We start from the raw sequence: 22,375 nt of genomic DNA on the forward strand, positions 1-22,375 counted from the left end.
TCCCAATCTCCTTACTGTCGACTATCAGCGCTCTGCGTCCGGCTTTCAGCTACCACGGGGTCCATCGCTGACGTTCCCCACCGGGACACAGCAGACGGCCTGATAGCTGACAGCGACTTCGTCCATGGCCACCCGGAGGCGGCCGGTTTCCTTACTCGCCCTCGCCCTTCTTCTTCTCCACCTGCGACAGGACGTTCATCAGGTCCCGCGGCGCCGCACTCAGCACGCTCACGATCTGGACCATCGGGGCCTGCAGCAGGTACAGCAGCTTGGCGTACAGCTCCGGCTTGCCGGGCATGTTCGCCAGCTCGTTCACGGCGGGGCCCTCGACCACGTCGCCCTGCACGACCGCTGCCTTCAACACCAGGGCAGGAGCCGTCTTGGCAAACGTCGTCAGCACCTTCGCGAGCGCGACCGGGTCGTCGCCGCTGAAGGCGACTGCCGTCGAACCCGTGAAGTGGGGCGCCAGCGCCTCGAAGGGCGTGCCGGCCATCGCGCGTCGCGCGAGGGTGTTCTTGACCACCTTGTAGGAGCCCTGCACCGCGCGCACCTGGCGACGCAGTTCGGTGACCTCGGGTACCTTGAGGCCCTTGTACTCCAGCAGGATCAGACTCTCGGCCTTCCCGAACGATTCCGTGAGCTGCCCGAGTTCCAGTTGCTTGTCAGCACGAGATACAGCCATGGTCTCTCCCCTTACTTGACGAGCGCCTCGACATGCGAGGTGTCGATCGCCACGCCCGGGCCCATGGTCGAGCTGACCGTCAGGCTCTTGAGGTACTTGCCCTTGGCCGCCGCGGGCTTCGCCTTCATCACACTGTCGAAGAGGGCGTGCGCGTTGGCCAGGAGGTTCTCGGCCGGGAATGACACCTTGCCGATCGGGGCATGCACGATCCCGGTCTTGTCGACCCGGAACTCGACCTTGCCCGCCTTGATTTCCTGCACGGCTTTCGTGATGTCGGTCGTGACCGTTCCCGTCTTCGGATTCGGCATGAGCCCGCGCGGACCGAGCACCTTGCCCAGCTTGCCCACGGCACGCATCATGTCGGGCGTCGCCACGACGGCATCGAAGTCCGTCCAGCCCCCCGCGATCTTCTCGACGAGTTCCTCGCCACCGATCGCGTCGGCGCCGGCCGCTTCGGCCTCGCGCTGCTTCTCGGGGTTGGCGATCACCAGCACGCGCTTGGTCTTGCCCAGGCCGTGCGGCAAGACCACCGTGCCACGCACCATCTGGTCGGCGTGCTTGGGATCGACGCCGAGTCGCATCGCGACTTCGACAGTCTCGTCGAATTTCGTGTACTTGAGCTTCTGGACGAGGGGAATGGCCTCGTCCAAGACGTACGGGCGCTCTTCTACTTGTGCGCGCGCCGCCGCGAACTTCTTCCCGGGAGTGGGCATGTCTACCTCCGTGGTGCAGTCGGCCGTCGTGCGGCCTCCCACGTTGACCGCATTCCAGCAATGCCGGAATGCTGAGTGCCGGAATGTCGAAACCACGCCCCAGCGGTTTCCATCTTCCAGCGGGCGAAGGCCGACGGCCGTATGACGATGGCCGTCTGCGTCCTATCTAGCCGACGACGTCGAGGCCCATCGAGCGCGCCGTCCCGGCTACGCTGCGCATGGCCGCCTCGAGCGACTCGCAGTTCAGGTCCGGCAACTTGATGCGCGCGATCTCCTCGACCTGTGCCTTGGTCACCGTCCCGACCTTGTTCTTGTTCGGCTCGGCCGAGCCCTTGGGCACGTTGGCCGCCCGCTTGAGCAGGATCGGCGCCGGCGGCGTCTTCAACACGAACGTGTACGACCGGTCGGCAAACACCGTCACCACCACGGGGATGATGAGGCCGTCCTGCCCGGCGGTCTTCGCGTTGAAGTTCTTGCAGAAGTCCATGATGTTGACGCCCTGCGGACCGAGTGCGGTACCGACAGGCGGCGCCGGCGTTGCCTTGCCGGCGGCGATCTGGAGCTTCACGAGTGCTTGAACTTTCTTGGCCATGTCTCTTCGAACCGTCCCTGCTGCGATCTGGGCCTAAAGCTTCTCGACCTGGAGGAAATCGAGTTCCACCGGCGTCGACCGCCCGAAGATCGTGACCATGACCTTCAGCGTGCTGCGCTCGGTATTGACCTCGTCCACCGTCCCGTTGAAGTTGGTGAACGGGCCTTCGTTGATCCGGACCTGATCGCCCTTCTCGAAGCTGTACTTCGGCTTGGGCTTTTCCGCGCTCTCGCGCACCTGGAGGAGGATGTTCTCCACCTCTTCGCGGGTCAGCGGCGTGGGCTTGGCGCCCGCCCCGACAAATCCCGTGACCTTCGGCGTGTTCTTCACCACGTGCCACGCGTCGTCGGTCATCAGCATCTCGACAAACAGGTAGCCCGGGAAGATGCGCTTGGGGGCCTCGTACTTGCGCCCGCCGCGCATCTCGACCACGACTTCCTGCGGCACGAGGACCTCGCCGAACTTGTCCTCGAGACCGTAGGCCTGCACACGCTGCTCGAGCGACTCCTTGACCTTCTTCTCGAAGCCCGAGTACGTGTGCACGATGTACCAGCTGAGTACCGGCGCCTGTATGGCGCCTTCCTGCTCCTGCGTCTCGCTCATGCCGCCCCCCCGAGCCGTCGGAAGATCCACTCGACGAGCTTGTTGAAGGCCGCATCCACCGCAAACAGGTAGATGCCCATGATCAGCGAGAAGATGATCACGACGATGGTCGTGGCCTGTACCTCGCGCTGGGTCGGCCAGGACACCCGCCCGACCTCCTCGCGCACCTTCACCAGGAAGTCCTTCGCGCGTGCCCACCAGCCGAGCGGGCCGGACGTCGCCACGACGGGCGTCTCGGCCTCGCGACGGCCTACCTGTGCGTCCTTGACGTTGTCCACCATCGCGGTCTTCACGGTGCGGTTCCTTCAGTGCAGACGCCCTGGCGCGTCTCGCGGTTGTCGCGATGCGCCCGGGCGACCACCAGCGGGTGTCTTGGCAGGCCAGGAGGGACTCGAACCCCCAACCCCCGGTTTTGGAGACCGGTGCTCTGCCAATTGAGCTACTGGCCTGTACAGCGACACGCCGGGCTGAGCCAGCCCGGCGCTACCCAGTGACGCTGGTTACTTGCTCTCTTTGTGATCCGTGTGCGACTTGCAGAAGCGGCAGAACTTCTTCATGTTCAGGCGCTCGGTCGTCTTCTTCTTGTTGCGCGTCGTGCTGTAGTTGCGACGCTTGCACTCGCCGCACGCGAGCTGAACGATGTCTCTCATGGTCTTCTACCTATCGCGTTGGTAGGGACGCCTCTTCCAGGCGTCCATCACTACTACTGCCCCGCGACTGCTGCGCGGTGATGGCCGGCTCGGAGAGCCGGCCCTACCACCGAAGTCGTCGGCGCTGCCGACGACTTACTGCAGAATCTCGGTGATCGTACCGGCGCCCACCGTGCGGCCACCCTCGCGGATGGCAAACCGCAGGCCCTTCTCCAGCGCCACCGGCCCGATGAGTTCGATCTCCATCGTCACGTTGTCGCCCGGCATCACCATTTCCACGCCCTCGGGCAGGTGGGCCACCCCGGTCACATCCGTCGTCCGGATGTAGAACTGCGGCCGGTACCCGTTGAAGAACGGCGTGTGCCGCCCGCCCTCTTCCTTGGTCAGGACGTAGACCTCGCCCTTGAACTTGGTGTGCGGCGTGATCGACCCCGGCTTGGCCAGCACCTGCCCGCGCTCGACCGCTTCCTTGTCGATGCCCCGCAGCAGCGCGCCGATGTTGTCGCCCGCCTGGCCCTCGTCGAGCAGCTTCTTGAACATCTCGACGCCGGTCACCACCGTCTTGCGCGTCGGCCCGAAACCCACAATCTCGATTTCCTCGCCGACCTTCACCTTGCCCCGCTCGACCCGCCCCGTCACCACCGTCCCGCGCCCCGAGATCGAGAACACGTCCTCGACCGGCATCAGGAACGGCTTGTCGATCTCGCGCAGCGGCATCGGAATGTACGCGTCGACAGCCTCCATCAGGTTGTCGATCGTCTTTTCCCACTCCGGGTCGCCTTCGAGCGCCTTGAGCGCCGAGCCGCGCACAATCGGGATCTCGTCCCCGGGGAACCCGTAGCTCGAGAGCAGCTCGCGCACCTCCAGCTCGACCAGGTCCAGCAGCTCGGCGTCGTCGACCGCGTCCACCTTGTTCAGGAACACCACCAGATACGGCACCCCCACCTGCCGCGCCAGCAGAATGTGCTCGCGCGTCTGCGGCATCGGCCCGTCGGTCGCCGCCACCACCAGAATGCCGCCGTCCATCTGCGCCGCACCCGTGATCATGTTCTTCACGTAGTCGGCGTGCCCCGGGCAATCCACGTGCGCGTAATGCCGGTTGGCCGTCTCGTACTCCACGTGCGCCGTCGCAATCGTGATCCCGCGCTCCCGCTCTTCCGGCGCGTTGTCGATCGAGTCGAACGACCGGAACGACACCTTCGGGTTGTGCTTGTGCAACACCTTGGTGATCGCCGCGGTCGTCGTCGTCTTGCCGTGGTCGATGTGACCGATCGTGCCGATGTTGACGTGCGGTTTCGAGCGGTCGAACTTCTCTTTACCCATGACCCTTAAGCTCTCCCTGCGACTACGCCTTGCCCCTGCCTACGCACAAACGAGGTCCACCGACGCCCTGTGGGCTATGGCGGACAACCAATCGTCTGGCTTGCCAGCCGAAGCTCACACGCTAGGCGCGTGTGAGCGAAGGTTGGAGCCGATGACCGGGATTGAACCGGTGACCTCGTCCTTACCAAGGACGCGCTCTGCCAACTGAGCTACATCGGCTTTCGCCCGCACACTTCGCAGCGGCTTCAGCCCGACGGGTCGGCCTTCGCCGTGCATTGTCCCAATCGAACTCGACCGGTGCGTCTCGCCGCTTGCCCTCGCATGGCGACTGCCACGTCGATCTCACTCGGGACCAACTATCCGCGGCGCCGCCGCCGCTCAACTTCAACCCAGGGCCACGTGGCTTGCCGAGCCGAAACTCAAGCGCCGAAGGCGCGAGAGCGAAGGCTGGAGCGGGAGACGGGGATCGAACCCGCGACCAACAGCTTGGAAGGCTGTGACTCTACCACTGAGTTACTCCCGCCTACGCTCGACGAGCCTGAGCCCACCACCTCCCCGAGCAGCCGTAGCCAGTCTGTGTGTCCCACTGGACACGGCCTTGGGCGCCGAAGCCAGTCTGCCCGTCCTGCTGACAAAGGCGGCACGATGCCTGCCCCTGCCATTCTCCCGGGTCGCCCCGGGCCATCACGCCCACCACAATCGTTCGCCGCCCACCCGGTGGCTGGGCTGGTCTCGCCAGCCGTCGCCGAGTCGTCAGGACCTCGAGGCGTGCCAACCGAAGTCACGGCTTCGGTACTTGCCAACCGAGCGCCCAAATCGGGGCGCCGGGCTTGCCAACCGAAGTCCGACGTCGCGAGAAGCGCTACGACGCACGAAGGTTGGTGGCGAGGGAAGGATTCGAACCTTCGAAGGCGCTTGGCCGACAGATTTACAGTCTGCTGCGTTTGACCGCTCCGCAACCTCGCCGAACGACTGATCGGGTTGAACCCGCTGGAACTCGGAATCAGGCGCGGTCACGCGCCCGCGGACTCACCAGGTTCCCTGCACAACTTCTGGAGCTGGCGAAGGGATTCGAACCCCCGACCGGCTGATTACAAATCAGCTGCTCTACCGGACTGAGCTACGCCAGCCGGACAAAGGAGGAGAGTGTAGCACACGCCCCGGATCTGCCACAAGGCCGCGCGCCGCACCACGACGCCCGACCGAAGCAAGGTATCGCCGCTCCCGGCAACCTGTGAGTCTATCGTGGATCGACACGTCGGCACAACCCACCGGGCTGGTCTCAGGCCTCAGGTCTCAAGTCGCAGGTCGCAGGTCTCAAGCAAGGGCTGACCTGAGACTTGAGCCCTGAGACTTGAGACTCAGCCCAAGCCGTCGCGCTGTCGCAGCGCCTCGTACAGGACCACCCCCGTCGCCACCGAGACATTGAGACTGCTGACGTGACCACGCATCGGCAGCGCGGCGATGAAGTCGCAGTGCTCACGGACGAGCCGGCGCAGGCCCTCGCCCTCGGCTCCCACCACCAGCGCCGTCGGTGGACGCAAGTCGATGCGGTCGTAGGGCTGCGCTCCTTCGGCATCGAGGCCCACGACCCAGATGCCCAGCGACTTCAACGTCTCGATGGCGCGCGCGACGTTGACCACATCGACGATCCGCACGTGCGCGAGGGCCCCGGCGGAGGCCCGCGCCGCGGCCGGCCCGAGCGCGGCCGCATGGCGCTCCTGCCGGACCAGTGCCGTCGCCCCGACGGCGTCGGCGGTCCTCAGGATGGCGCCGACGTTGTGTGGATCCTCGACGCCATCCAGTACGACGATCAGCGGTCTGGACTCGAGGGCGACGACCTGCTCCAGGGTCCAGCGTCGCGGCGCATCGCCCAGCGTCGCCAGCACGCCCTGATGCCGCTCGCCGGCCGCCAACCGGTCCAGCTCAGCTATCTCGACACGCCTGACCGGCACCCCCGTCTGTTCCGCCAGGCGCACGATTTCTCCCACGCGGGCGTCGGACCTCGTTCCGACCCGTACCTCGCGGACTCCGCCCGCACGCAGCGCCTCCCGCACCGGATGGACGCCAACAATGACGATGGGTGCCATGCGTCAGGATCCGAGGATGGCGGCCGCGCAGATGGCGGCCCGTTCACGGCAGCCGACGATGGGCGCCAGTCCGGCGTCGCGGGGGACATCGGCGCCCGCATCGATGGCTGGCACGAGCAGGTCGAGTTCCGGGCCGCTGTCGGCTCCCGTGAGGGCCAGCCGTATCGGATGGAACAGGGCCCGCCCCTTCTGGCCGGTACGCTGCCGAACCTGCTGCGCCGCGTCGCGGAAGGTCTCCCGCGTGAGCCGCGGCCGCGCGCTCAGTTCCTGCGCGAATGCGACCACGACGGCCCGACCAGCGTCGGCCGCTGCCGCCTCCTCGGCCCCGAAATGTTCGAGAACCGCACCCGCGCGGGGCATCTCGAACACGGGCCGCAGCCGTTCAGGCGCATCCGCCAACCTGTCCACCGTGCCGGCGATGAGTGGCACGCAGGCCGTCAGGAAGGACAGCAAGCGATCGTCGCCCGGCATGCTCGCCGACAACACGCCCGCGTCCTGCAGGTGCGGCACCAGCAACGCCGCGATCCGCGTCGGTTCCGCTTCCTTGAGGTAATGGCGGTTCATCCACGCGAGCTTGTCGGGGTCGAACACGCCGGCGCTCCTGGTAACGTCTTCCACGCGGAAGCGCCGCGCGAGTTCCTCGATTGGCAGGATCTCCTCGTCGTTGCCTGGTGACCACCCGAGCAGCACGAGATAGTTGCGCAAGGCTTCCGGAAGGATGCCGCGGGCCCGGAACTCGGCAACGCTCGATGCCCCGTGCCGCTTGGACAGTGGCGCGTGATCCGGGCCCAGCACCAGCGAGAGATGCGCAAACTGCGGCGGCGTCTCGCCGAGGGCACGGTAGATCAGGCACTGGCGCGGCGTGTTCGGCACGTGGTCCTCGCCACGCACCACCAATGAAATGCGCATCGCCACATCGTCGACGACCACGGCGAAGTTGTACGCGGGCAGCCCGTTCTGCCGCAGCAACACGAAGTCGCCGATCATGGCGATATCGGTCGTGATGGGCCCGCGCACGACATCGGTGAACGTGACCGCGATCTCGGCGGGAACGCGGAAACGCAGCGCCGCCGGTTCACCCGCGTCGACGCGGGCCCGGGAGGCAACGGGATCCAGATGGCGACAGATGCCGGCGTACTGCGGCGTGCGCCCCTCGCGCACCGCCACGTCGCGCGCCGCCTCGAGGTCGGCCGGGGAACAGAAGCAGTAGTACGCGTGACCGGCGTCTCGCAGGCGATCCGCGTAGGCGCGATAGACGGCAAGGCGCTGCGTCTGCCGGTAGGGCCCGAACTCGCCACCGACATCGGGGCCCTCATGCCAGTCGATGCCCAGCCAGTGCAGGTCCTCGAGAATGCCCTCGGCCGAGGCGACAGTGGAGCGTGCCTCATCGGTGTCCTCGAGCCGCAGCACGAGTGTCCCGCCCTGGCCGCGCGCCAGGAGCCAGTTGAACAGCGCGGTCCTGGCGTTACCGACGTGAAGGTGCCCCGTGGGACTCGGGGCGAAACGAACGCGCATCAGGGCATTATCGGGGATCGGCCGGGGCGAGCGCTTAGGCCTTAGGTCACAGGTCTCAGGGCTCAGGTCTCAGGGCTCAGGGCTCAGGGCTCAGGTCACAGGGCTCACGGCTCAGGCCAGACAGGAGTTGTCGAGTCCTGAGCCTTGAGTCCTGAGACGTGCCCCGCGAATCTACCCCCGATCGAGCAACGCGACGGCGTGGACGATCATCGCGTCCTCGATCGCGCTCGTCCCCTCGGGCGTCTTGCCCTTGACGCTGATGCGGTCCGGCGTGGAGCCGAGGGCCTCGGCGAGCGAAGCGCGCATCGGCCCGGCGATGGGACCGATCTTCGGGCGGTGACAGATCACCACGACGTCGAGGTTGCCGAGGTGCCAGCCCGCCGCCGCCACGCGGCTGAACGCGTCGCGGAGGAGCACGAGGCTGTCGGCATCCTTCCAGGCCGGATCGGTGTCCGGGAACAGGCCGCCTACGTCCCCGAGCCCCGCGGCACCGAGCACGGCGTCGGTGACCGCGTGACAGACCGCATCACCATCGGAGTGCCCCGCGAGACCACGCGCGTCGGGCACCTGCACGCCACCGACAACGAGGCGACGATCATCCGCGAAGCGGTGCGAATCGTAGCCGAGACCGATGCGGATGGCGCCCACGGCCTGTTCGGCGGAATCACCACCAAGCAGCCTGCGCGCGCGTGCCAGATCGTCCTCGGTCGTGATCTTCACGTTGTCGGCGTGTCCTTCCACGACATGCACGCGATAGCCGGCTCGTTCGGCAAGCGCGGCTTCATCGGTGACGTCGGTCGGAGACATCATGAGCGGCAGCAGCACCCCGAGCACGTCACGCCGGAATCCTTGCGGGGTCTGGGCGAGCGCCAGGTCGTCGCGTGCGATCGTGCCGTCGATCCAGCACTGTGATCCGTCGCGGGCCACGTGCTTCACCGTGTCGTGGACGCGGGCGCCAGCGATGGCCGCCCCGTCACGCGCGGCAGCATCGATCACCCGGCCGATGATCGCGCCGGTCACGAATGGACGCGCTGCATCGTGCACGAGCACGACGTCCGCGTCTCCAGGGAGGGCGGCCACGCCCGCGGCCACCGAGTCCTGCCGTCGCGCGCCGCCCGCCACCACGCGCAGCAACTTCACCCCGGCCGCGCCAACCGCCAGGGCGCGTGCATGCTCGACGTCACCGTCTGGCACGACCACCACGATGCCGCGAACGCGCGGCGACGCGGCGCACGCCGCAACACTGCGCTCGAAGATGGTGCGATCGCCAATCGACAGCCACTGCTTGGGCACCGCGCCACCGAGTCGCCGCCCCTTGCCGCCGGCGGCGACAACCACGTCCACGATCACGATCGGTGCTCCATGCGAGTGGTAAGGTACACCGCCATGCGCAACGCGGCACGTCCGATCCTGGCCGTCGTGCTGACGATGCTGCTGTCGGGCGCGGCGCTGGTCACTGCGGGACGTCTGGCAGGCGTGGATCCCCGCGGGCGGGCCTCCTGGAACGCGGCGGCCCCGACGTTCGACCCGACGCCGCATGCCTGACGCTGTTCGTGCCGGCCTGCGACATCAGCGCCGTGGTGCTCCATCCGGCGGCCTCGACCGGGCTGCTCGCGTGCACGCCGAGTTCTTCGTCGCCATGCCCGACGGCTCCGCGCGAAAGGCAGGCAGCGTCGCGGTCAGCAGATCACCCGACGGCGTGGTGACATTGGCACTGGGCGACGTGCGCCCGCCGCGGCGCGCACCCCTGGTCGTACGCATCAGCGTCCCTTGCTCACCGCCAGTGTGCAGCGGCTTCCGTGCCGCCGGCGTACGCGGCCAGCCGCTCGCGGGTCAGTGCCAGCGCGCGTTCGCCGTTCCCGCGCGGCATCGCCGCGGGCACGTACAGCACGACCAGCGCATCGGTCGTCTCCGGCGTCGTCATCGTCCGCGCCGAGTCCGAGGTCGGGTTGCCGAAGGGACCCTGGGCGTCGGCGAGTGTCAATCGGCCCTCGACGTTGACGCGGTCCTTGCGGATGCCGTCGTAGCCCTCGCCCGGGGCGCCGAGCCGCAGCATGACCGGCGGGTGCACGCGCCCGAGGTCGTAGAGGCCGAATGCGATCTGGGTCTCGGCCGAGCACCAGTTGATAATGTCGACAAGGCCATTCACGCGAGGCAGGGGATCGCCCTTGCGCACGCGCCGAAGCAGGGCCTCGCTCGACGGCCGCGTCTTGGTCGGATCGATGCCGCAGCGCTTGTACATCGCGCGCGTCGCCGCCGTGGCTTCCTCGAGCCCGGCCGCCGTGCGCAACGATTCGGCCGCGACCGCAAGGGGCACGTCGAGGCGGGCGTCGTGCGCATGCACGGTGACGCCCTGGCGCACGATCACTCCGGGCACGACGATGTCGGCGACGTCGGGCGAGACGACCAGGATCACGTCGACGCCACCTGCAGGTCCTCCACACCGGCACGGACTTGCCGCTCGATCACGCCGGCGAGTTCACGCGCCTTCCGCGCCTCGTAGGCAACCGTGGAGATCGGTGGCAGCACCCGCACGCGGACGTGGCCGGGACACGTCATGAGGCGCCCCTTCAGCATCACGTGTCGCGTCCCTTCCACCGACACCGGCACGATCGGCAGGCCCGCCTCGATGGCCAGCATCACGATGCCGCCCCGGAACCTGGCGACGCTGCCGTCGGCGCTGCGCGTGCCTTCCGGGAACACCAGGATCGACGCCTTCTGTCGCATCAATTCCTTGATCTGCACCATCGTCGAGTTGCCCGGATTGCTGCGGTCGACGAGGACATGGCCGCTGCGGCGCAGGTGCCAGCCGAGGAACGGCACCTTGCCGAGCGAGGCCTTGGCGAGGATGCGGACCTGGTACGGCAGGTGCCAGAACAGCACCGGGATGTCGTAGATGCTCTGGTGATTCGCGAGGAACAGGTACGGCTGGTCACGCGGCAGGTCGTCGAGGCCCTCGACGTCGACCGACACTCGTGTCGTCTTCAGGATCAGCCAGGCCCACGCGCGCGCACAGCGGTGTGCGAGGTGACCCTGTCGGTCGACCAGCACGGACAGCAGCGATAACGTCCCGAGGACGATGGTGTACAGGGCGATGGCGGGGATGAGAAAGAAGACCGTCCGCCACCAGTGAAACGGGGGTACTGCCATCAGGGGACGTCAGGTCTGCTGGACGGCGCGCGGGCGCCGAAACGAGGCCGTCTGGCTGGTCGGCGCGGTCGGCGTCTCGGCGGTGACCTCGCCCTCGAGCGGAGTGCGCTGGGCCTCGCCTGCCGGTTCGATGTAGCGGCCGAAGATCATCTTGCCGGCGGTGGTCTGCAGCACGCTCGTGACCACGACATCGATGTTCTTGCTGATCATCTTGCGGCCGTTGTCCACCACCACCATGGTGCCGTCGTCCAGGTACGCGACGCCCTGGTTGTACTCGCGGCCTTCCTTGAGGATGAACACCTTCATGTACTCGCCGGGCAGCACCACGGGCTTGAGCGAGTTGGCGAGCTCGTTGATGTTGAGCACGTGCACGCCGCGCAGTTCGGCGACCTTGTTCAGGTTGAAGTCGTTGGTGACGATCTTGCCCTCGAGCGAGCGGGCAAGTTCGATCAGCTTGAGGTCGACTTCCTTGACGTCGGGGAAGTCGACATCGGAGATGACCACGTCCAGGTTGGTCATCTTCTGGACCTTCTGGAGGATGTCGAGGCCGCGGCGGCCGCGATTGCGCTTCATCGGATCCGACGAGTCGGCGACAAATTGCAATTCCTTCAGCACGAACTGTGGAATCACCAGCGTGCCATCCAGAAAACCGGTCTCGCAGATGTCGGCGATGCGGCCGTCGATGATGACGCTCGTGTCCAGGATCTTGAAATGCTTCTTCGGTGCCGTGGCGCGGAACAGGCCGATCAGGCGCGCGGGCTCCAGCCATTCGCCCTTGCGGCCACCAAGGACGAGCCCGAGGTACGTGAGCGCGAGCAGCGTGACCGTATGCAGGAAGGCGACACGACCGTCGGTGCTGTCGGCCCAGAAGAGGGTCGTGGTGATCGTCTTGGCGATGGTGAGGCCGACGGTCCCGCCGATGACGGCGCCGAGGATCGACGAGACGGCGGTATCACGCAGCTGCGTCTCGAAGACGACGACGAGGCCCGCCAGTCCCGCCCCGAACAGGACGTTGATCAGCGCCAGATCGTGGACCGGCCTGACCAGCGAGGCCGAATACGCGACCGCTGCCACGAAGAGCACGCGGGCAAAGACGAACCAGGTCATGAACGACCCCGAATATGAATGCTCAACGAGCTCGAAGGACGCGCGCCCGGGATCATGGAGGGGTGTGACGGCCGCGCGACGCCAGCCGACATCATACGCCCATCAATCCCAACCGATCACCTCGTCCAGTGTCTCTTCCACGGTCCGGACCCCCACCACCTCACAGCCGCTCGCCCCGTCGCCTGGGGTGACGTTGCCGGCAGGCACGACGCAGCGCGTGAACCCCATCTGGGCGGCTTCGCGGACGCGGAGGAGCGCCTGTCCCGTGGCGCGGACCTCCCCGGCGAGGCCGACCTCCCCGAAAACGGCCGTCCCGGCGCGAACCGGCCGGTTCCGGACGCTCGAGACGACCGCCGCCACGATGCCGAGGTCGGCCGCACGCTCGTCCACCGTGAACCCGCCGGCGACGTTGACGAAGACGTCCTCGCCGGCCAGGTTCAGGCCCGCCCGCTTCTCGAGGACGGCAAGCAGCAACGCCAACCGCTGCTGATCGACGCCGTTGGTCATGCGCCGGGCGCTGCCGTAGACACTGCTCGACACCAGGGCCTGCATCTCTAGAAGAATCGGTCGCGAGCCCTCCATGCAACAGAGGACGGCGGATCCGGGAGCGCCGAGCTGACGCTCGGCGAGGAACAGGGCCGACGGATTGGGCACGGCCTGCAGGCCGCTGCCGGTCATCTCGAAGACGCCGAGTTCGCTCACCGCGCCGAAGCGGTTCTTGACCGCCCGGATCACGCGGTGCGTGTGGTGGCGCTCTCCCTCGAAGTACAACACCGTATCGACCACATGCTCGAGCACCTTGGGACCGGCCAGGCCGCCGTCCTTGGTGACGTGACCGACCAGCACCGTCGGCAGGTTCTGTCCCTTGGCGGCGAAGAGCAGTTGCGTGGCCGCCTCGCGGATCTGCCCGACCGTGCCCGGGGCCGACGTCAGCTTCGTGGAGTACACGGTCTGGATCGAATCGACGATCAGCAACGCCGGTTTGAGCCTCTGCACTTCGTCGAGGATGCGCTCGGTGCACGTCTCTGCCAAAAGATAGAGCGGCGCGTCGCCGACGCCGAGGCGCTCGCCGCGGCCCTTCACCTGGTGCTCGGATTCCTCGCCCGAGCAGTACAGCACCGGCCCGGTCCGCTGCGCGAACTCCGCCGCCGCCTGCAGCAACAGCGTGCTCTTGCCGATGCCAGGCTCGCCACCGAGGAGCACGAGGCTGCCGGGGACGAGACCGCCGCCGAGCACGCGGTCGAACTCGCCGATGCCCGTGGAGATGCGCTCGGCCTGCTGCATGTCGACATCGGCATAGAGCCGCGCCTTCGAGCCCGGACCACCGAGACTCGGCCGCGCCCCACCGGCGGGCAGCGGCGGCGTCGCCGCTTCCTCGGCAAACGTGTTCCATGCGCCGCAATCGGGGCAGCGTCCGAGCCACTTGGGCGATTGCGCACCACAGTTGGTGCAGGCGAAGACGGTCTTGGGAACGCGCATCGGAATTTCAGAATTTCACAGTTTCAGAATTTCACCTGCATCGCCAAGTCGCTCCACATCTCATCGGACGCCGTACAACCCGTCGTCGCATCGGCCAAGGCAATCGCCATTTGCCGGACCGAGTCGACCAGGACGGCGGTCTCAACGATTGGCGCCACGCAGGTCGCGGATGGGGACCGACGGATTCATTCGGGCGCGACGAGCGATTGTGGAGATCACGACAGACACCTCACGGGCCTCTGGCATCAAGCGCATACTTTCGTCAGGGGTCAGCACTCCTGCCTCCGTTCCGAGGCGGAGCCAGAAATTCATCTCGCGCCCCTCTTTGGCAGAGATCGCCACCTTGGCTGCGAAATCAGCTTTGGAGTGGGCCGCAAGTGACTCCTCAAGATTGGAGGCCACCGAGAACGCTGCGCGGGCCAACTGCCTGAGGATGACGTCCTTCACGATCGACTTGAGAGCCGGGTCCGACCTGAGCGTGGCCACCGACCGCGCGAGTTGGAACGTTCGCTCGTGAATCTCTCGACGCATACCAGCGGCCCGTGCAGAACCGGGGCCAAGACAAAGGCCCAGCAAGTGCCATGGCAACGCGATGAAATTCTGAAATTCCTGCAATCCTGAAATTACGGACGGTGGCAGTATTCGCGCTGGATTCTGGCGCCCAATCGGCACAGCAACTCCCACGGAATCGTGCCGATCGTTGCGGCGACTTCGCGGACGTCGATGCGCTGGTCACCCTGGCGGCCGAGGAGCACGACCTCGTCGCCCGGCGAGACGTCGAGGCCGGTGACGTCGATCGAGAGCATGTCCATCGAGACGCGGCCGACGATCGGCACGCGCCGTCCACGCACGAGCACCACGCCGCGGTTACCGAGCCGCCAGTCGACGCCATCGGCATATCCCGCCGGCACCACCGCGAGTGTCCGCGGACCGGCGGCGCGGAACACCTGCCCGTAACCTGCGCCTTCCCCATCACGGACACCCTTCACCGCGACGATGCGGCTGTGCAGCGAGAGCGCCGGCTCGAGTTGCAGCGTCGTCATGAGCGGAGGCGGCACGATGCCGTAGAGCAGCAGGCCGGGGCGCACGGCATCGAACCAGACGCGCTCGTCGCGCAGCAGCGCTGCGCTGTTGGCCGCATGCACATGCGTCGTCCGCAGGCCGAGGTCGGCGGCGACCTCGCGTGCCGCGACGAACTGCTGCTGCTGCAGGCCGAAGAGCTCGCTCTCGGGCTCGTCCGCCGTGGCAAAATGCGTGTAGAGGGCGTCGACGCGCAGCGACGGCGCCGCGAGGATCGCAGGAAGCGTGCGACGCAGGTTGTCGTGGCGCAGCCCGAGTCGATTCATACCCGTGTCGATCTTGACGTGGCAGCCGAGCACCGTGCCGCGCGCGGCCGCGGCGTCGGCGAGGGCGCGACCCGCCCACGGCGAAGAGATGGTCGGCGTCAGCCGATGCGAGAAGATGCCGTCGAGATCGGAGATGCCCAGGGCGCCGAACACCAGGATCGGTGCGGCGATGCCGGCCTCGCGCAGGACGACGCCCTCATCCACGTCGGCGCAGGCGAGCATCGCGACGCCGGACGCCTCGAGCGCCGACCCCACCGACGCCGCGCCATGTCCGTAGGCGTTGGCCTTGACGACCGCGATGATCGCGGGCACCGGGCGACCGGACGCCAGCGCGCCCTCCTCGAGGAGGCTGCGTAATGCCCGCACGTTGCCGCGCAGCGCGTCGAGATCGACGCGCGCCACCGTGTGCCGCACGTCAGTAGTCGCCGCCGCCACCGCGTTCGAGGTTCTCGAAGCGCGTGTAGTCGCTGATGAACGCGAGTTTCACCGTGCCCACCGGGCCGTTGCGCTGCTTCGAGATGATGATTTCTGCCTCGCCTGTGTCCTGATCCTCGGGCCCCTTATAGCGATCCTCGCGGTAGATGAACATCACGACGTCCGCGTCCTGCTCGAGGGCGCCCGATTCACGCAGGTCCGAGAGCTGGGGCCGGTGATCGGCGCGCGCATCGGGCGCACGACTGAGCTGCGACAGGATCAGCACCGGCACGTGCAGTTCCTTGGCCAGCCCCTTGAGCGACCGCGAGATGCTGGTCAGCTCCTGCTGCCGGTTCTCGAAGCGGCCGCGTCCCTGCATCAGCTGGACGTAGTCGATCACGAGCATGTCGAGCCCGTGCTCGGCCTTGAGGCGCCGAGCCTTGGCGCGCATCTCGAGGACGCCGATCGAGGCGCTGTCGTCGATGAAGATCTTCGCCATCGAGAGCTTCTCGGCGGCCTGCGCGATCGCGGGCAGATCGCGCTCGAGCAGCATGCCCTGCCGCAGGCGCTGCGAGTCGACCCGCGCCTCCGACGTGAGCATGCGCATGAACAGCTGCTCCTTCGACATCTCGAGGCTGAAGACGCCAACGGTCTTGCCGTGTTCGAGCGCGGCGTTCTGCGCCAGGTTGATCACGAACGACGTCTTGCCCATCGACGGCCGCGCCGCGATGATCACGAGATCGCTCGGCTGCATGCCCGACGTCTTGTGATCGAGGTCGTAGAACCCGGTCGGTACGCCGGTCACCAGGCTCTTGAACTGCTGCAGCTTCTCGACGGTGTCGAGCGCCGAGTCGACCAGCTCGGACAGCGGCGTGAAGCCCTCGCCGATGCGCGCGTCGGCGATGCTGAAGATGCTCCGTTCGGCCTCGTCGAGGATCTCGCTGGCGTCGCGGTCCGCGTCGTAGGCGTCCGACGCGATCTTGCTGGCCTCGGTGATGAGGCGGCGCAGCGTCGCCTTCTCCTTGACGATCTGCGCGTAGTGCTCGATGTTGGTCGTGCGGGGCACGCCATCGACCAGCCGCGTGATGTAGGCCGGTCCCCCGACCTTCTCCAGCGCGTCGGCACGCGTCAGCGACTCGGCCAGCGTGACCAGATCGATCGCCGCGCCCCGCTCGCTCAACTGGATCATGTGCTCGAGCAGCAGCTGGTGCGCGTCCCGATAGAAGTCCTCGGGCTGCAACACCTCGACGGCCGCGTTGATGGCGTCGTTGCGCAGCAGGATCGCACCGAGCACGGATCGCTCCGCGTCGAGATTGTGGGGCAGGGTACGTTCGTTCATGAAGGAAGACGGCCTACAGCCTACTGCCTGCGGGCTGCGGTCGTCACGTTTGGTCGGATACACGAAAAAAAGCCCGTCACCGTTGACGGGTGACGGGCTCTCGAACCCTCGGTAGGGCCCGTTCTCCGAACGGGCCGTCACGGCCGGCTCGGAGAGCCGGCCCTACCATCGCAGGCTACTGTGCCGGTGCCGGTGCCGAGGGCGCGCGCTCGGCGCCGACGTGCACCTTGACCTGGGCGGTCACCTCGCGGTGCAGCCGCACCGGCACGGCGTACTCGCCGACGGCCTTGATCGGATCGGCCAGCTGGATCTTGCGGCGATCGACCTCGAACCCCTGAGCCGCCAGCGCCTCGGCGATATCGGCCGACGTGACCGACCCGAACAGCTGGCTGTTGTCGCCGGCACGACGCGTGAACGAGACCTCGGTCTGCGCGAAGCGCGTCGCGAGGGCCTGGGCCACCGCGCGCTCCTCGGCCGCCTTGGCCGCCGCCGCCTTCTTCTCGTGCTCGATCTGCTTCTTGTTCCCGGCAGTGACTGCCAGGGCGAGCTTGCGCGGCAACAGGTAGTTGCGCGCGTAGCCCGGGGCCACCTTCACGACGTCGCCACGCTCACCGAGGTGCTCGACGTGTTCCTTCAGGATCACTTCGATCATGTCTCGTCCTTCCTAGTCCGTGGCGTACGGGAGCAACGCCAGGAAGCGCGCCCGCTTGATGGCGACCTGCAGCTTGCGCTGGTACTTCGCGCTGGTGCCGGTCAGGCGGCGCGGCTGGATCTTGCCGCGCTCGGGGACGAACTGCGACAGCATCCGCACGTCCTTGTAGTCGACGTAGTCGATCTTCTCCGTGCGGAACTTGCAGACGCGCTTGCGACGGAACCCGCCGCGACGTCCACCGCCACCACCGCCGCTGCGTTCGCCGCGCGCCCCGCCACCGCCGCCGCGGCCGCCGCGGCCGCCGCGATCATCGCCCTGATTCGGGTTGTCCATGCTCATCGCTCCATCTCCCCATCGTCCTGGTTGTCGAGAGCCGCCTGCTTGGCCATCAATTCCTCTGGCGTGGGCTCGGGCGGCAGACCGCGCGCCACACGGCGGCGACGGGTCTCGTCGTCACGACGCTGCTTCGCGCGAGCCGCCTTCTGGAGCTCCTCGTCGACGCGGACGATGAGGTGGCGGATGATCGTGTCGTTGACCTTCAGGCGGCGATCGAGTTCCTTGACGAGCTCGCCCGCGCAGCTGAACAGGAGGACGACGTAGTGCCCTTCCTTGTGGCGGCCAATCTGGTACGCGAGCCGCCGGCGGCCCCACACGTCCGCCTTGTCGATGGTGCCGCTCGCCTTGGTGACAATGCCCTCGATCAGGGACTGCAGCTCGGTCAGCTGGTCCTCTGTCGCGTCGGGCGAGGCGATGTAAACGAGTTCGTACTGCTTCTGTGCTGTCATTCGGCCTCCTTCTGGCCTGAACGGCCACTGCGGGTTCCCGTCAATCGGCCCGACACCAGGTGTCGTGCCTCGCTCAGGGCTCCCCCCGCGGTGGCAAGGAGGTGGAGTCGCGCCCGCCCGGAGGCGGCGCGTTGAAGACCTGCATGGTCTTCTCGATGCCGTCGCGTGCGAAGCACTCGACGGCGTCTGCGGCCTTGACGACCGCTTCGTCCACGACCGGCCGGAGATCCGGTGGTATCGCGGACAGGACGTGATCGGCGAGGTCACGACGCGGGTCACCGCGTCCGACCCCGATCCGGAGCCGTGCGAACTGCTCCGTGCCGAGCACGCCGATGATCGACTTGAGGCCGTTGTGGCCCCCGGCCGACCCGAATGACCGTGCCCGCAGTTGACCCGCGGGCAGGGCCGCCTCGTCGAGCACCACGAGCAGGTCCTCGACGGGGATCTTGTAGAAGCGCAGCAGGTCGCCGACGGCGCCGCCACTGCGATTCATGAACGTGAGCGGCTTGACCAGCAGCAGCCCGCCCTCGACTCCGCGGACACGGGCGACATACGCATCGGACGGGGCGCTCTCGAAGGCCACCCCGTGCCGCGCTGCCAGGACGTCCATCGCCTTGAAGCCGACGTTGTGCAGGGTGTCCCGGTACTTCGGGCCGGGATTGCCGAGCCCCACGATCAACTTCACGTCAGCGCCTCACTACCAGCTCAATTTCACAATTTCAGACGTTCAGAATCACAGGACCATCGCCAACCGTCGCGGCCGTTCGACCTGTGTGAAATTCTGAAATTCTGAAATTCTTGAAATTCTGAGAGTCGCGCTACTTCTCCTTCGCGTCCGGCTTGCCCTTCTTGGCGACTTCCGGCTCGGCGACCGCCACCGGCGCAGCCTCTTCGGCACCAACGCGGGCCGTGACCACGTGGACCAGCAGCATGTCAGCAGGGCTGAGTGCGGTCCACTTCTGATCCTTGGCCACGTCGCGGACGTGCACGCCGTCGCCGATCATCATCCCGGATACATCGATGTCGATGTGCTCGGGAATCTCGGCCGGAAGGGTCTCGACCTCGATCTCGCGATGCACGAAGTCGAGCACACCGCCCTGGACCTTCACGCCGCGCGGCTCGCCGTGCAGGCGGACCGCCACCTTCACGTGGACCTTCCTGGTCAGGTCGACGCGGTAGAAGTCGGCGTGCAGCAACTGGTGGGTGACCGGCTGCAGCAAGTAGGCCTTGACGATCACCTTCGTGCTCGCGCCGGCCACCTGGAGATCGATGAGGGTGTTGAGCCCAGACTCCGAGTGCAGGAGCCGCGAGAGCTCCTTCGGGCTGACGGCCACGGCCTGCGGATCCTGGCCGCCACCGTATACCACCGCGGGAATCTGGCCGGCCACGCGCAGGCGGCGGGCCTCATTCTTGCCGCGGGACTCGCGGGCGACTGCTTCGAGGGTCGTATCCATTTCTGCTCCTACTCTCAGAACGGCGGCGCCGCTCCTACCATTGGTGAACCAGCACAATTTCAGAATTGCAGGAAGTTCAGAATTTCAGTCACGTCGTTGCACGCGAGGTGGTCGAAGCGCTGGGTGGAATTGTGTAATCCTGAACTTCTGACATTTCCTTCTACACAAACAATGAGGACACCGAGGTCTCCTCGTGGATGCTGCGAATCGCCTGCCCGAGCAGCCGCGCCACCGACAGGCAGATGATCTTCGAGGACGAGGCACAGGCCTCGCTCTGCGGGATCGTGTTGGTGACGATCAACTTCTCGATCGGCGACAGCTCGATGCGCTCGATCGCCGGTCCCGAGAGCACGCCGTGCACCGCGCAGGCGATGATCCGCTCGGCGCCGTTCACCTTCAGTGCCTGCGCCGCCTTCACGATCGTGCCGGCGGTGTCGATGATGTCGTCCTGCAGCACGCACGTGCGGCCGCGGACGTCACCAATCACATTCATCACCTCGGCCGCGCCCGTCTCCGAACTCCGGCGCTTGTCGATAATCGCCAGGTCCGCGCCGACGCGCTTGGCGTAGGCCCTTGCCCGTTCCGCACCACCGGCATCCGGGGAGACCACCGTGACGTTCGGGAAGTTCTGTCGCGCCAGGTAGTCGATGATGACCGGCGCGGCGAACAGGTGGTCCACCGGGATGTCGAAAAACCCCTGAATCTGGGCCTTGTGCAGGTCCATCGTCAGAATGCGGTTGGCGCCCGCCGCACTCAGCAGGTTGGCCACCAGCTTGGCCGAAATCGGCACGCGCGGCTTGTCCTTGCGATCCTGCCTCGCGTAGCCGTAGTACGGAATCACCGCGGTGATGCGCGAGGCCGACGAGCGGCGAAACGCATCGATCATCACGCAGAGTTCCATGATGTTCGCGTCCACGTGCCGCGACGTCGGCTGCACGATGAACACGTCGGTCCCACGGATGTTCTCGTCGATCTGGAACGAGACCTCCGTGTCCGGGAATCGTTGAAGGCGCGCTTGCCCCGGCGCGACACACAGGAATTCCGAGATTTCCTGGGCCAGCTGGGGATGGGCACTTCCCGAGAACACCTTCAGATTCGATCGCGCCATCGCCGTCCGTCGAAGCCGTTACGCACCATCAACTGCTTCCGCGCGGCCCCCTGGAACGCGCCGCGCGCGGACAGGTTGGCTGGGGCGGAAGGATTCGAACCTTCGAATGCGGGATTCAAAGTCCCGTGCCTTACCGCTTGGCGACGCCCCAGTGTCGGCCAAAGACGCACCGGTGTTGTTCAACTCCGATGTCTGCGCACCTCCCGACCGCTGGCGATCTGCTCGTCGCCGCATCGACACCGGGTGAAGGCTCCTCGGGGACACGTCCCCCGAGGTGCGCAAACCGATAGCCTACACGAGCGCGCTCAGCTCGACAAGCTCGGTCCGTCAGATAGCGCCGGGCTGTCCCCAGCCCGGCGTCCCGCGAGGTGCCGGTTCGGCCGGCTGGAACAGCCGGCCGCTACCTTACAGCTGTGGCGGACTGGTACTCGGACCGGGACAGAAGGCGCGTGTGCCACACCCGGGTGCCGTCAGGCCAGCCGGATGCCAGGGCCGCGAGGTTGGCCGCTGGCTCGAACAGTCCGAAGCACGCCGAACCACTGCCGGACATGCCGGCATGGGCGGCGCCCGCGCCGCGTAGCCGATCGACGATGGCGCTGATCTCTGGATGCCGTGCCGACACCGGTCCTTCCAGGTCATTCCCGAAGCTCGACGTTCGGCCTTCGGCGTTCGGCCTTCGGCCTTCAACCTTCAGCGTTCGGCGTTCGGCGTTCAGCGTTCGGCGTTCGGCGTTCAGCGTTTCATCAAACCAGCCGTACGCCTGCGAAGTCGACACGCCGAACGGCGGGCGCACGAGCAGCACGGAGGCCCCTGGGACATCAGGCAACGGCGTCAGCAGATCACCCACACCCTCGCCCCGCATCGTCCCGCCCCACGCGAAGAAGGCGACGTCGGCGCCGAGCGGACCGATGACTTCGGCAAGTTCCGCGGCGTCGAGCGACCGACCTGCCGCGCTGGCGATCAGCCGCGCCGCGGCGGCCGCGTCGGCGCTTCCGCCACCCAGCCCCGCCGCGGCAGGCACGTGTTTTTCGAGCGCCAGTTCCCAGCCGTCGAGGGGAACGCCGAGGTGAGCCGCCATCGCCGCCGCGCCCTGCCATGCGAGATTGCGCGCGTCGGCCGGCACTCCGGCGGTGTCGCATGCCATGCCGAACGGACCGGGGCGCGCCCGCAGCGTCAGGGTGTCGGCAAGCGCGATGGACTGCAGCACCGTCGTGAGCAGGTGGTAACCGTCGGGACGCAGGCCACGCATGCGCAGGTCGAGGTTGACCTTGGCAGGTGCGTGCGTGACCCACAACGGTTGGGCCGGCTCGCCCTTGCGTGCCGAAGCCCTGGCGGAAGCGGCGAGCCCGGACGATTCTTGCCAATGGGCCACG

25 protein-coding genes and 6 tRNA genes are annotated in these 22,375 nt (G+C 67.0%); 1 reads left to right on the forward strand and 30 read right to left on the reverse strand.

From position 1 onward, the window contains the following. Positions 1–151: 151 nt before the first annotated feature. The 15 genes from rplJ to ispD form a co-directional block, all read right to left on the reverse strand. Entirely contained in the window at positions 152–682 is a 531-nt protein-coding gene (gene rplJ / locus LuPra_RS24365) for a 50S ribosomal protein L10 (RefSeq protein WP_110173174.1), read from the reverse strand. A gap of 11 nt (positions 683–693) precedes the next feature. Next, entirely contained in the window at positions 694–1,395 is a 702-nt protein-coding gene (rplA, locus tag LuPra_RS24370; protein WP_110174852.1) for a 50S ribosomal protein L1, read from the reverse strand. Between the two features lie 166 nt (positions 1,396–1,561). Further along, entirely contained in the window at positions 1,562–1,987 is a 426-nt protein-coding gene (gene rplK / locus LuPra_RS24375) for a 50S ribosomal protein L11 (protein WP_110173175.1), read from the reverse strand. 33 nt (positions 1,988–2,020) lie between these two features. Further along, positions 2,021–2,590, reverse strand: a complete 570-nt coding sequence (gene nusG, locus LuPra_RS24380) for a transcription termination/antitermination protein NusG (protein WP_110173176.1) — start codon at positions 2,588–2,590, stop codon at positions 2,021–2,023. Next, positions 2,587–2,883 (reverse strand): preprotein translocase subunit SecE, encoded by a 297-nt coding sequence (gene secE / locus LuPra_RS24385; RefSeq protein WP_234800533.1) that lies wholly within the window; start codon positions 2,881–2,883, stop codon positions 2,587–2,589. The genes nusG and secE overlap by 4 nt, the downstream gene beginning before the upstream one ends. A gap of 80 nt (positions 2,884–2,963) precedes the next feature. Then, a tRNA-Trp gene (locus tag LuPra_RS24390) sits at positions 2,964–3,039 on the reverse strand. A 51-nt stretch (positions 3,040–3,090) separates the two neighbouring features. Continuing rightward, positions 3,091–3,240, reverse strand: a complete 150-nt coding sequence (gene rpmG, locus LuPra_RS24395; RefSeq protein ID WP_110173177.1) for a 50S ribosomal protein L33 — start codon at positions 3,238–3,240, stop codon at positions 3,091–3,093. A 135-nt stretch (positions 3,241–3,375) separates the two neighbouring features. After that, on the reverse strand, positions 3,376–4,563 hold the full coding sequence (gene tuf / locus LuPra_RS24400) for an elongation factor Tu (RefSeq protein WP_110173164.1): 1,188 nt from the start codon (positions 4,561–4,563) through the stop codon (positions 3,376–3,378). Positions 4,564–4,706: 143 nt separating this feature from the next. Further along, positions 4,707–4,782: transfer RNA gene (locus LuPra_RS24405), tRNA-Thr, on the reverse strand. Positions 4,783–5,011: 229 nt separating this feature from the next. Next, a tRNA-Gly gene (locus LuPra_RS24410) sits at positions 5,012–5,086 on the reverse strand. Between the two features lie 356 nt (positions 5,087–5,442). Further along, positions 5,443–5,529 (reverse strand) — tRNA-Tyr (locus tag LuPra_RS24415). An 87-nt stretch (positions 5,530–5,616) separates the two neighbouring features. Next, positions 5,617–5,693: transfer RNA gene (locus LuPra_RS24420), tRNA-Thr, on the reverse strand. 231 nt (positions 5,694–5,924) lie between these two features. Further along, complete coding sequence (gene rlmB / locus LuPra_RS24425; protein WP_110173178.1) at positions 5,925–6,653, reverse strand: 23S rRNA (guanosine(2251)-2'-O)-methyltransferase RlmB; 729 nt, start codon at positions 6,651–6,653, stop codon at positions 5,925–5,927. A 3-nt stretch (positions 6,654–6,656) separates the two neighbouring features. Further along, positions 6,657–8,168 carry a glutamate--tRNA ligase gene (gene gltX / locus LuPra_RS24430; protein ID WP_110173179.1) on the reverse strand — a complete coding sequence of 504 codons (1,512 nt, stop codon included), beginning with the start codon at positions 8,166–8,168 and terminating at the stop codon, positions 6,657–6,659. Positions 8,169–8,339: 171 nt separating this feature from the next. After that, the gene (ispD, locus tag LuPra_RS24435) at positions 8,340–9,518 is read right to left on the reverse strand and encodes a 2-C-methyl-D-erythritol 4-phosphate cytidylyltransferase (RefSeq protein WP_234800534.1); all 1,179 of its coding nucleotides are present in this window, start codon (positions 9,516–9,518) and stop codon (positions 8,340–8,342) included. A gap of 12 nt (positions 9,519–9,530) precedes the next feature. Between ispD and LuPra_RS33440 the strand changes: the two genes are divergently transcribed. Then, complete coding sequence (locus LuPra_RS33440) at positions 9,531–9,713, forward strand: hypothetical protein (RefSeq protein WP_234800535.1); 183 nt, start codon at positions 9,531–9,533, stop codon at positions 9,711–9,713. 229 nt (positions 9,714–9,942) lie between these two features. Here LuPra_RS33440 and LuPra_RS24440 read toward each other — a convergent pair whose 3' ends face one another. The 15 genes from LuPra_RS24440 to ispE all read right to left on the reverse strand — a co-directional run bounded on the left by LuPra_RS24440 (position 9,943) and on the right by ispE (position 22,374). Further along, a complete protein-coding gene (locus LuPra_RS24440) occupies positions 9,943–10,584 on the reverse strand; it encodes a B3/B4 domain-containing protein (RefSeq protein ID WP_110173181.1) in 642 nt (213 codons plus the stop codon). Continuing rightward, on the reverse strand, positions 10,581–11,318 hold the full coding sequence (locus LuPra_RS24445; RefSeq protein ID WP_110173182.1) for a lysophospholipid acyltransferase family protein: 738 nt from the start codon (positions 11,316–11,318) through the stop codon (positions 10,581–10,583). Before LuPra_RS24445 ends, LuPra_RS24440 begins: the two co-directional genes overlap by 4 nt. 9 nt (positions 11,319–11,327) lie before the next feature. Then, positions 11,328–12,425, reverse strand: coding sequence for a PIN/TRAM domain-containing protein (locus LuPra_RS24450; protein ID WP_234800536.1), 1,098 nt, complete (start codon positions 12,423–12,425; stop codon positions 11,328–11,330). A gap of 102 nt (positions 12,426–12,527) precedes the next feature. Further along, positions 12,528–13,904 (reverse strand): DNA repair protein RadA, encoded by a 1,377-nt coding sequence (gene radA, locus LuPra_RS24455; RefSeq protein WP_110173183.1) that lies wholly within the window; start codon positions 13,902–13,904, stop codon positions 12,528–12,530. Positions 13,905–14,045: 141 nt separating this feature from the next. After that, positions 14,046–14,435 (reverse strand): four helix bundle protein, encoded by a 390-nt coding sequence (locus tag LuPra_RS24460; RefSeq protein ID WP_110173184.1) that lies wholly within the window; start codon positions 14,433–14,435, stop codon positions 14,046–14,048. Between the two features lie 92 nt (positions 14,436–14,527). Continuing rightward, positions 14,528–15,664, reverse strand: a complete 1,137-nt coding sequence (gene alr, locus LuPra_RS24465; protein ID WP_157899616.1) for an alanine racemase — start codon at positions 15,662–15,664, stop codon at positions 14,528–14,530. Position 15,665: 1 nt separating this feature from the next. Next, positions 15,666–17,003, reverse strand: a complete 1,338-nt coding sequence (gene dnaB, locus LuPra_RS24470; protein WP_110173186.1) for a replicative DNA helicase — start codon at positions 17,001–17,003, stop codon at positions 15,666–15,668. 175 nt (positions 17,004–17,178) lie between these two features. Beyond that, positions 17,179–17,652, reverse strand: a complete 474-nt coding sequence (gene rplI, locus LuPra_RS24475; protein ID WP_110174854.1) for a 50S ribosomal protein L9 — start codon at positions 17,650–17,652, stop codon at positions 17,179–17,181. A 15-nt stretch (positions 17,653–17,667) separates the two neighbouring features. Then, positions 17,668–17,988 (reverse strand): 30S ribosomal protein S18, encoded by a 321-nt coding sequence (gene rpsR, locus LuPra_RS33790; RefSeq protein WP_234800963.1) that lies wholly within the window; start codon positions 17,986–17,988, stop codon positions 17,668–17,670. A 2-nt stretch (positions 17,989–17,990) separates the two neighbouring features. Next, positions 17,991–18,440, reverse strand: a complete 450-nt coding sequence (rpsF, locus tag LuPra_RS24485) for a 30S ribosomal protein S6 (RefSeq protein ID WP_110173188.1) — start codon at positions 18,438–18,440, stop codon at positions 17,991–17,993. A gap of 73 nt (positions 18,441–18,513) precedes the next feature. Next, positions 18,514–19,125, reverse strand: a complete 612-nt coding sequence (gene pth, locus LuPra_RS24490; RefSeq protein ID WP_110173189.1) for an aminoacyl-tRNA hydrolase — start codon at positions 19,123–19,125, stop codon at positions 18,514–18,516. Between the two features lie 133 nt (positions 19,126–19,258). Then, positions 19,259–19,894 (reverse strand): 50S ribosomal protein L25, encoded by a 636-nt coding sequence (locus LuPra_RS24495; protein WP_110173190.1) that lies wholly within the window; start codon positions 19,892–19,894, stop codon positions 19,259–19,261. A 160-nt stretch (positions 19,895–20,054) separates the two neighbouring features. Then, entirely contained in the window at positions 20,055–21,002 is a 948-nt protein-coding gene (locus LuPra_RS24500; RefSeq protein ID WP_110173191.1) for a ribose-phosphate diphosphokinase, read from the reverse strand. 76 nt (positions 21,003–21,078) lie between these two features. Then, positions 21,079–21,153, reverse strand: a tRNA-Gln gene (locus LuPra_RS24505). 249 nt (positions 21,154–21,402) lie between these two features. Next, positions 21,403–22,374 (reverse strand): 4-(cytidine 5'-diphospho)-2-C-methyl-D-erythritol kinase, encoded by a 972-nt coding sequence (ispE, locus tag LuPra_RS24510; RefSeq protein WP_110173192.1) that lies wholly within the window; start codon positions 22,372–22,374, stop codon positions 21,403–21,405. Position 22,375 lies beyond the last annotated feature (1 nt).

Source organism: Luteitalea pratensis, from assembly GCF_001618865.1.
Lineage (GTDB): Bacteria > Acidobacteriota > Vicinamibacteria > Vicinamibacterales > Vicinamibacteraceae > Luteitalea > Luteitalea pratensis.

Excerpts from the sequence above, each read along its gene's own strand:
- rplJ (WP_110173174.1), bottom strand. The coding sequence starts at position 682 with ATGGCTGTATCTCGTGCTGACAAGCAACTGGAACTCGGGCAGCTCACG.
- rplA (WP_110174852.1), bottom strand. The coding sequence starts at position 1,395 with ATGCCCACTCCCGGGAAGAAGTTCGCGGCGGCGCGCGCACAAGTAGAA.
- rplK (WP_110173175.1), bottom strand. The coding sequence starts at position 1,987 with ATGGCCAAGAAAGTTCAAGCACTCGTGAAGCTCCAGATCGCCGCCGGC.
- nusG (WP_110173176.1), bottom strand. The coding sequence starts at position 2,590 with ATGAGCGAGACGCAGGAGCAGGAAGGCGCCATACAGGCGCCGGTACTC.
- rpmG (WP_110173177.1), bottom strand. The coding sequence starts at position 3,240 with ATGAGAGACATCGTTCAGCTCGCGTGCGGCGAGTGCAAGCGTCGCAAC.
- tuf (WP_110173164.1), bottom strand. The coding sequence starts at position 4,563 with ATGGGTAAAGAGAAGTTCGACCGCTCGAAACCGCACGTCAACATCGGC.
- rlmB (WP_110173178.1), bottom strand. The coding sequence starts at position 6,653 with ATGGCACCCATCGTCATTGTTGGCGTCCATCCGGTGCGGGAGGCGCTG.
- gltX (WP_110173179.1), bottom strand. The coding sequence starts at position 8,168 with ATGCGCGTTCGTTTCGCCCCGAGTCCCACGGGGCACCTTCACGTCGGT.
- LuPra_RS33440 (WP_234800535.1), top strand. The coding sequence starts at position 9,531 with ATGCGAGTGGTAAGGTACACCGCCATGCGCAACGCGGCACGTCCGATC.
- LuPra_RS24445 (WP_110173182.1), bottom strand. The coding sequence starts at position 11,318 with ATGGCAGTACCCCCGTTTCACTGGTGGCGGACGGTCTTCTTTCTCATC.
- LuPra_RS24450 (WP_234800536.1), bottom strand. The coding sequence starts at position 12,425 with ATGACCTGGTTCGTCTTTGCCCGCGTGCTCTTCGTGGCAGCGGTCGCG.
- radA (WP_110173183.1), bottom strand. The coding sequence starts at position 13,904 with ATGCGCGTTCCCAAGACCGTCTTCGCCTGCACCAACTGTGGTGCGCAA.
- LuPra_RS24460 (WP_110173184.1), bottom strand. The coding sequence starts at position 14,435 with ATGCGTCGAGAGATTCACGAGCGAACGTTCCAACTCGCGCGGTCGGTG.
- dnaB (WP_110173186.1), bottom strand. The coding sequence starts at position 17,003 with ATGAACGAACGTACCCTGCCCCACAATCTCGACGCGGAGCGATCCGTG.
- rpsR (WP_234800963.1), bottom strand. The coding sequence starts at position 17,988 with ATGGACAACCCGAATCAGGGCGATGATCGCGGCGGCCGCGGCGGCCGC.
- rpsF (WP_110173188.1), bottom strand. The coding sequence starts at position 18,440 with ATGACAGCACAGAAGCAGTACGAACTCGTTTACATCGCCTCGCCCGAC.
- LuPra_RS24495 (WP_110173190.1), bottom strand. The coding sequence starts at position 19,894 with ATGGATACGACCCTCGAAGCAGTCGCCCGCGAGTCCCGCGGCAAGAAT.
- LuPra_RS24500 (WP_110173191.1), bottom strand. The coding sequence starts at position 21,002 with ATGGCGCGATCGAATCTGAAGGTGTTCTCGGGAAGTGCCCATCCCCAG.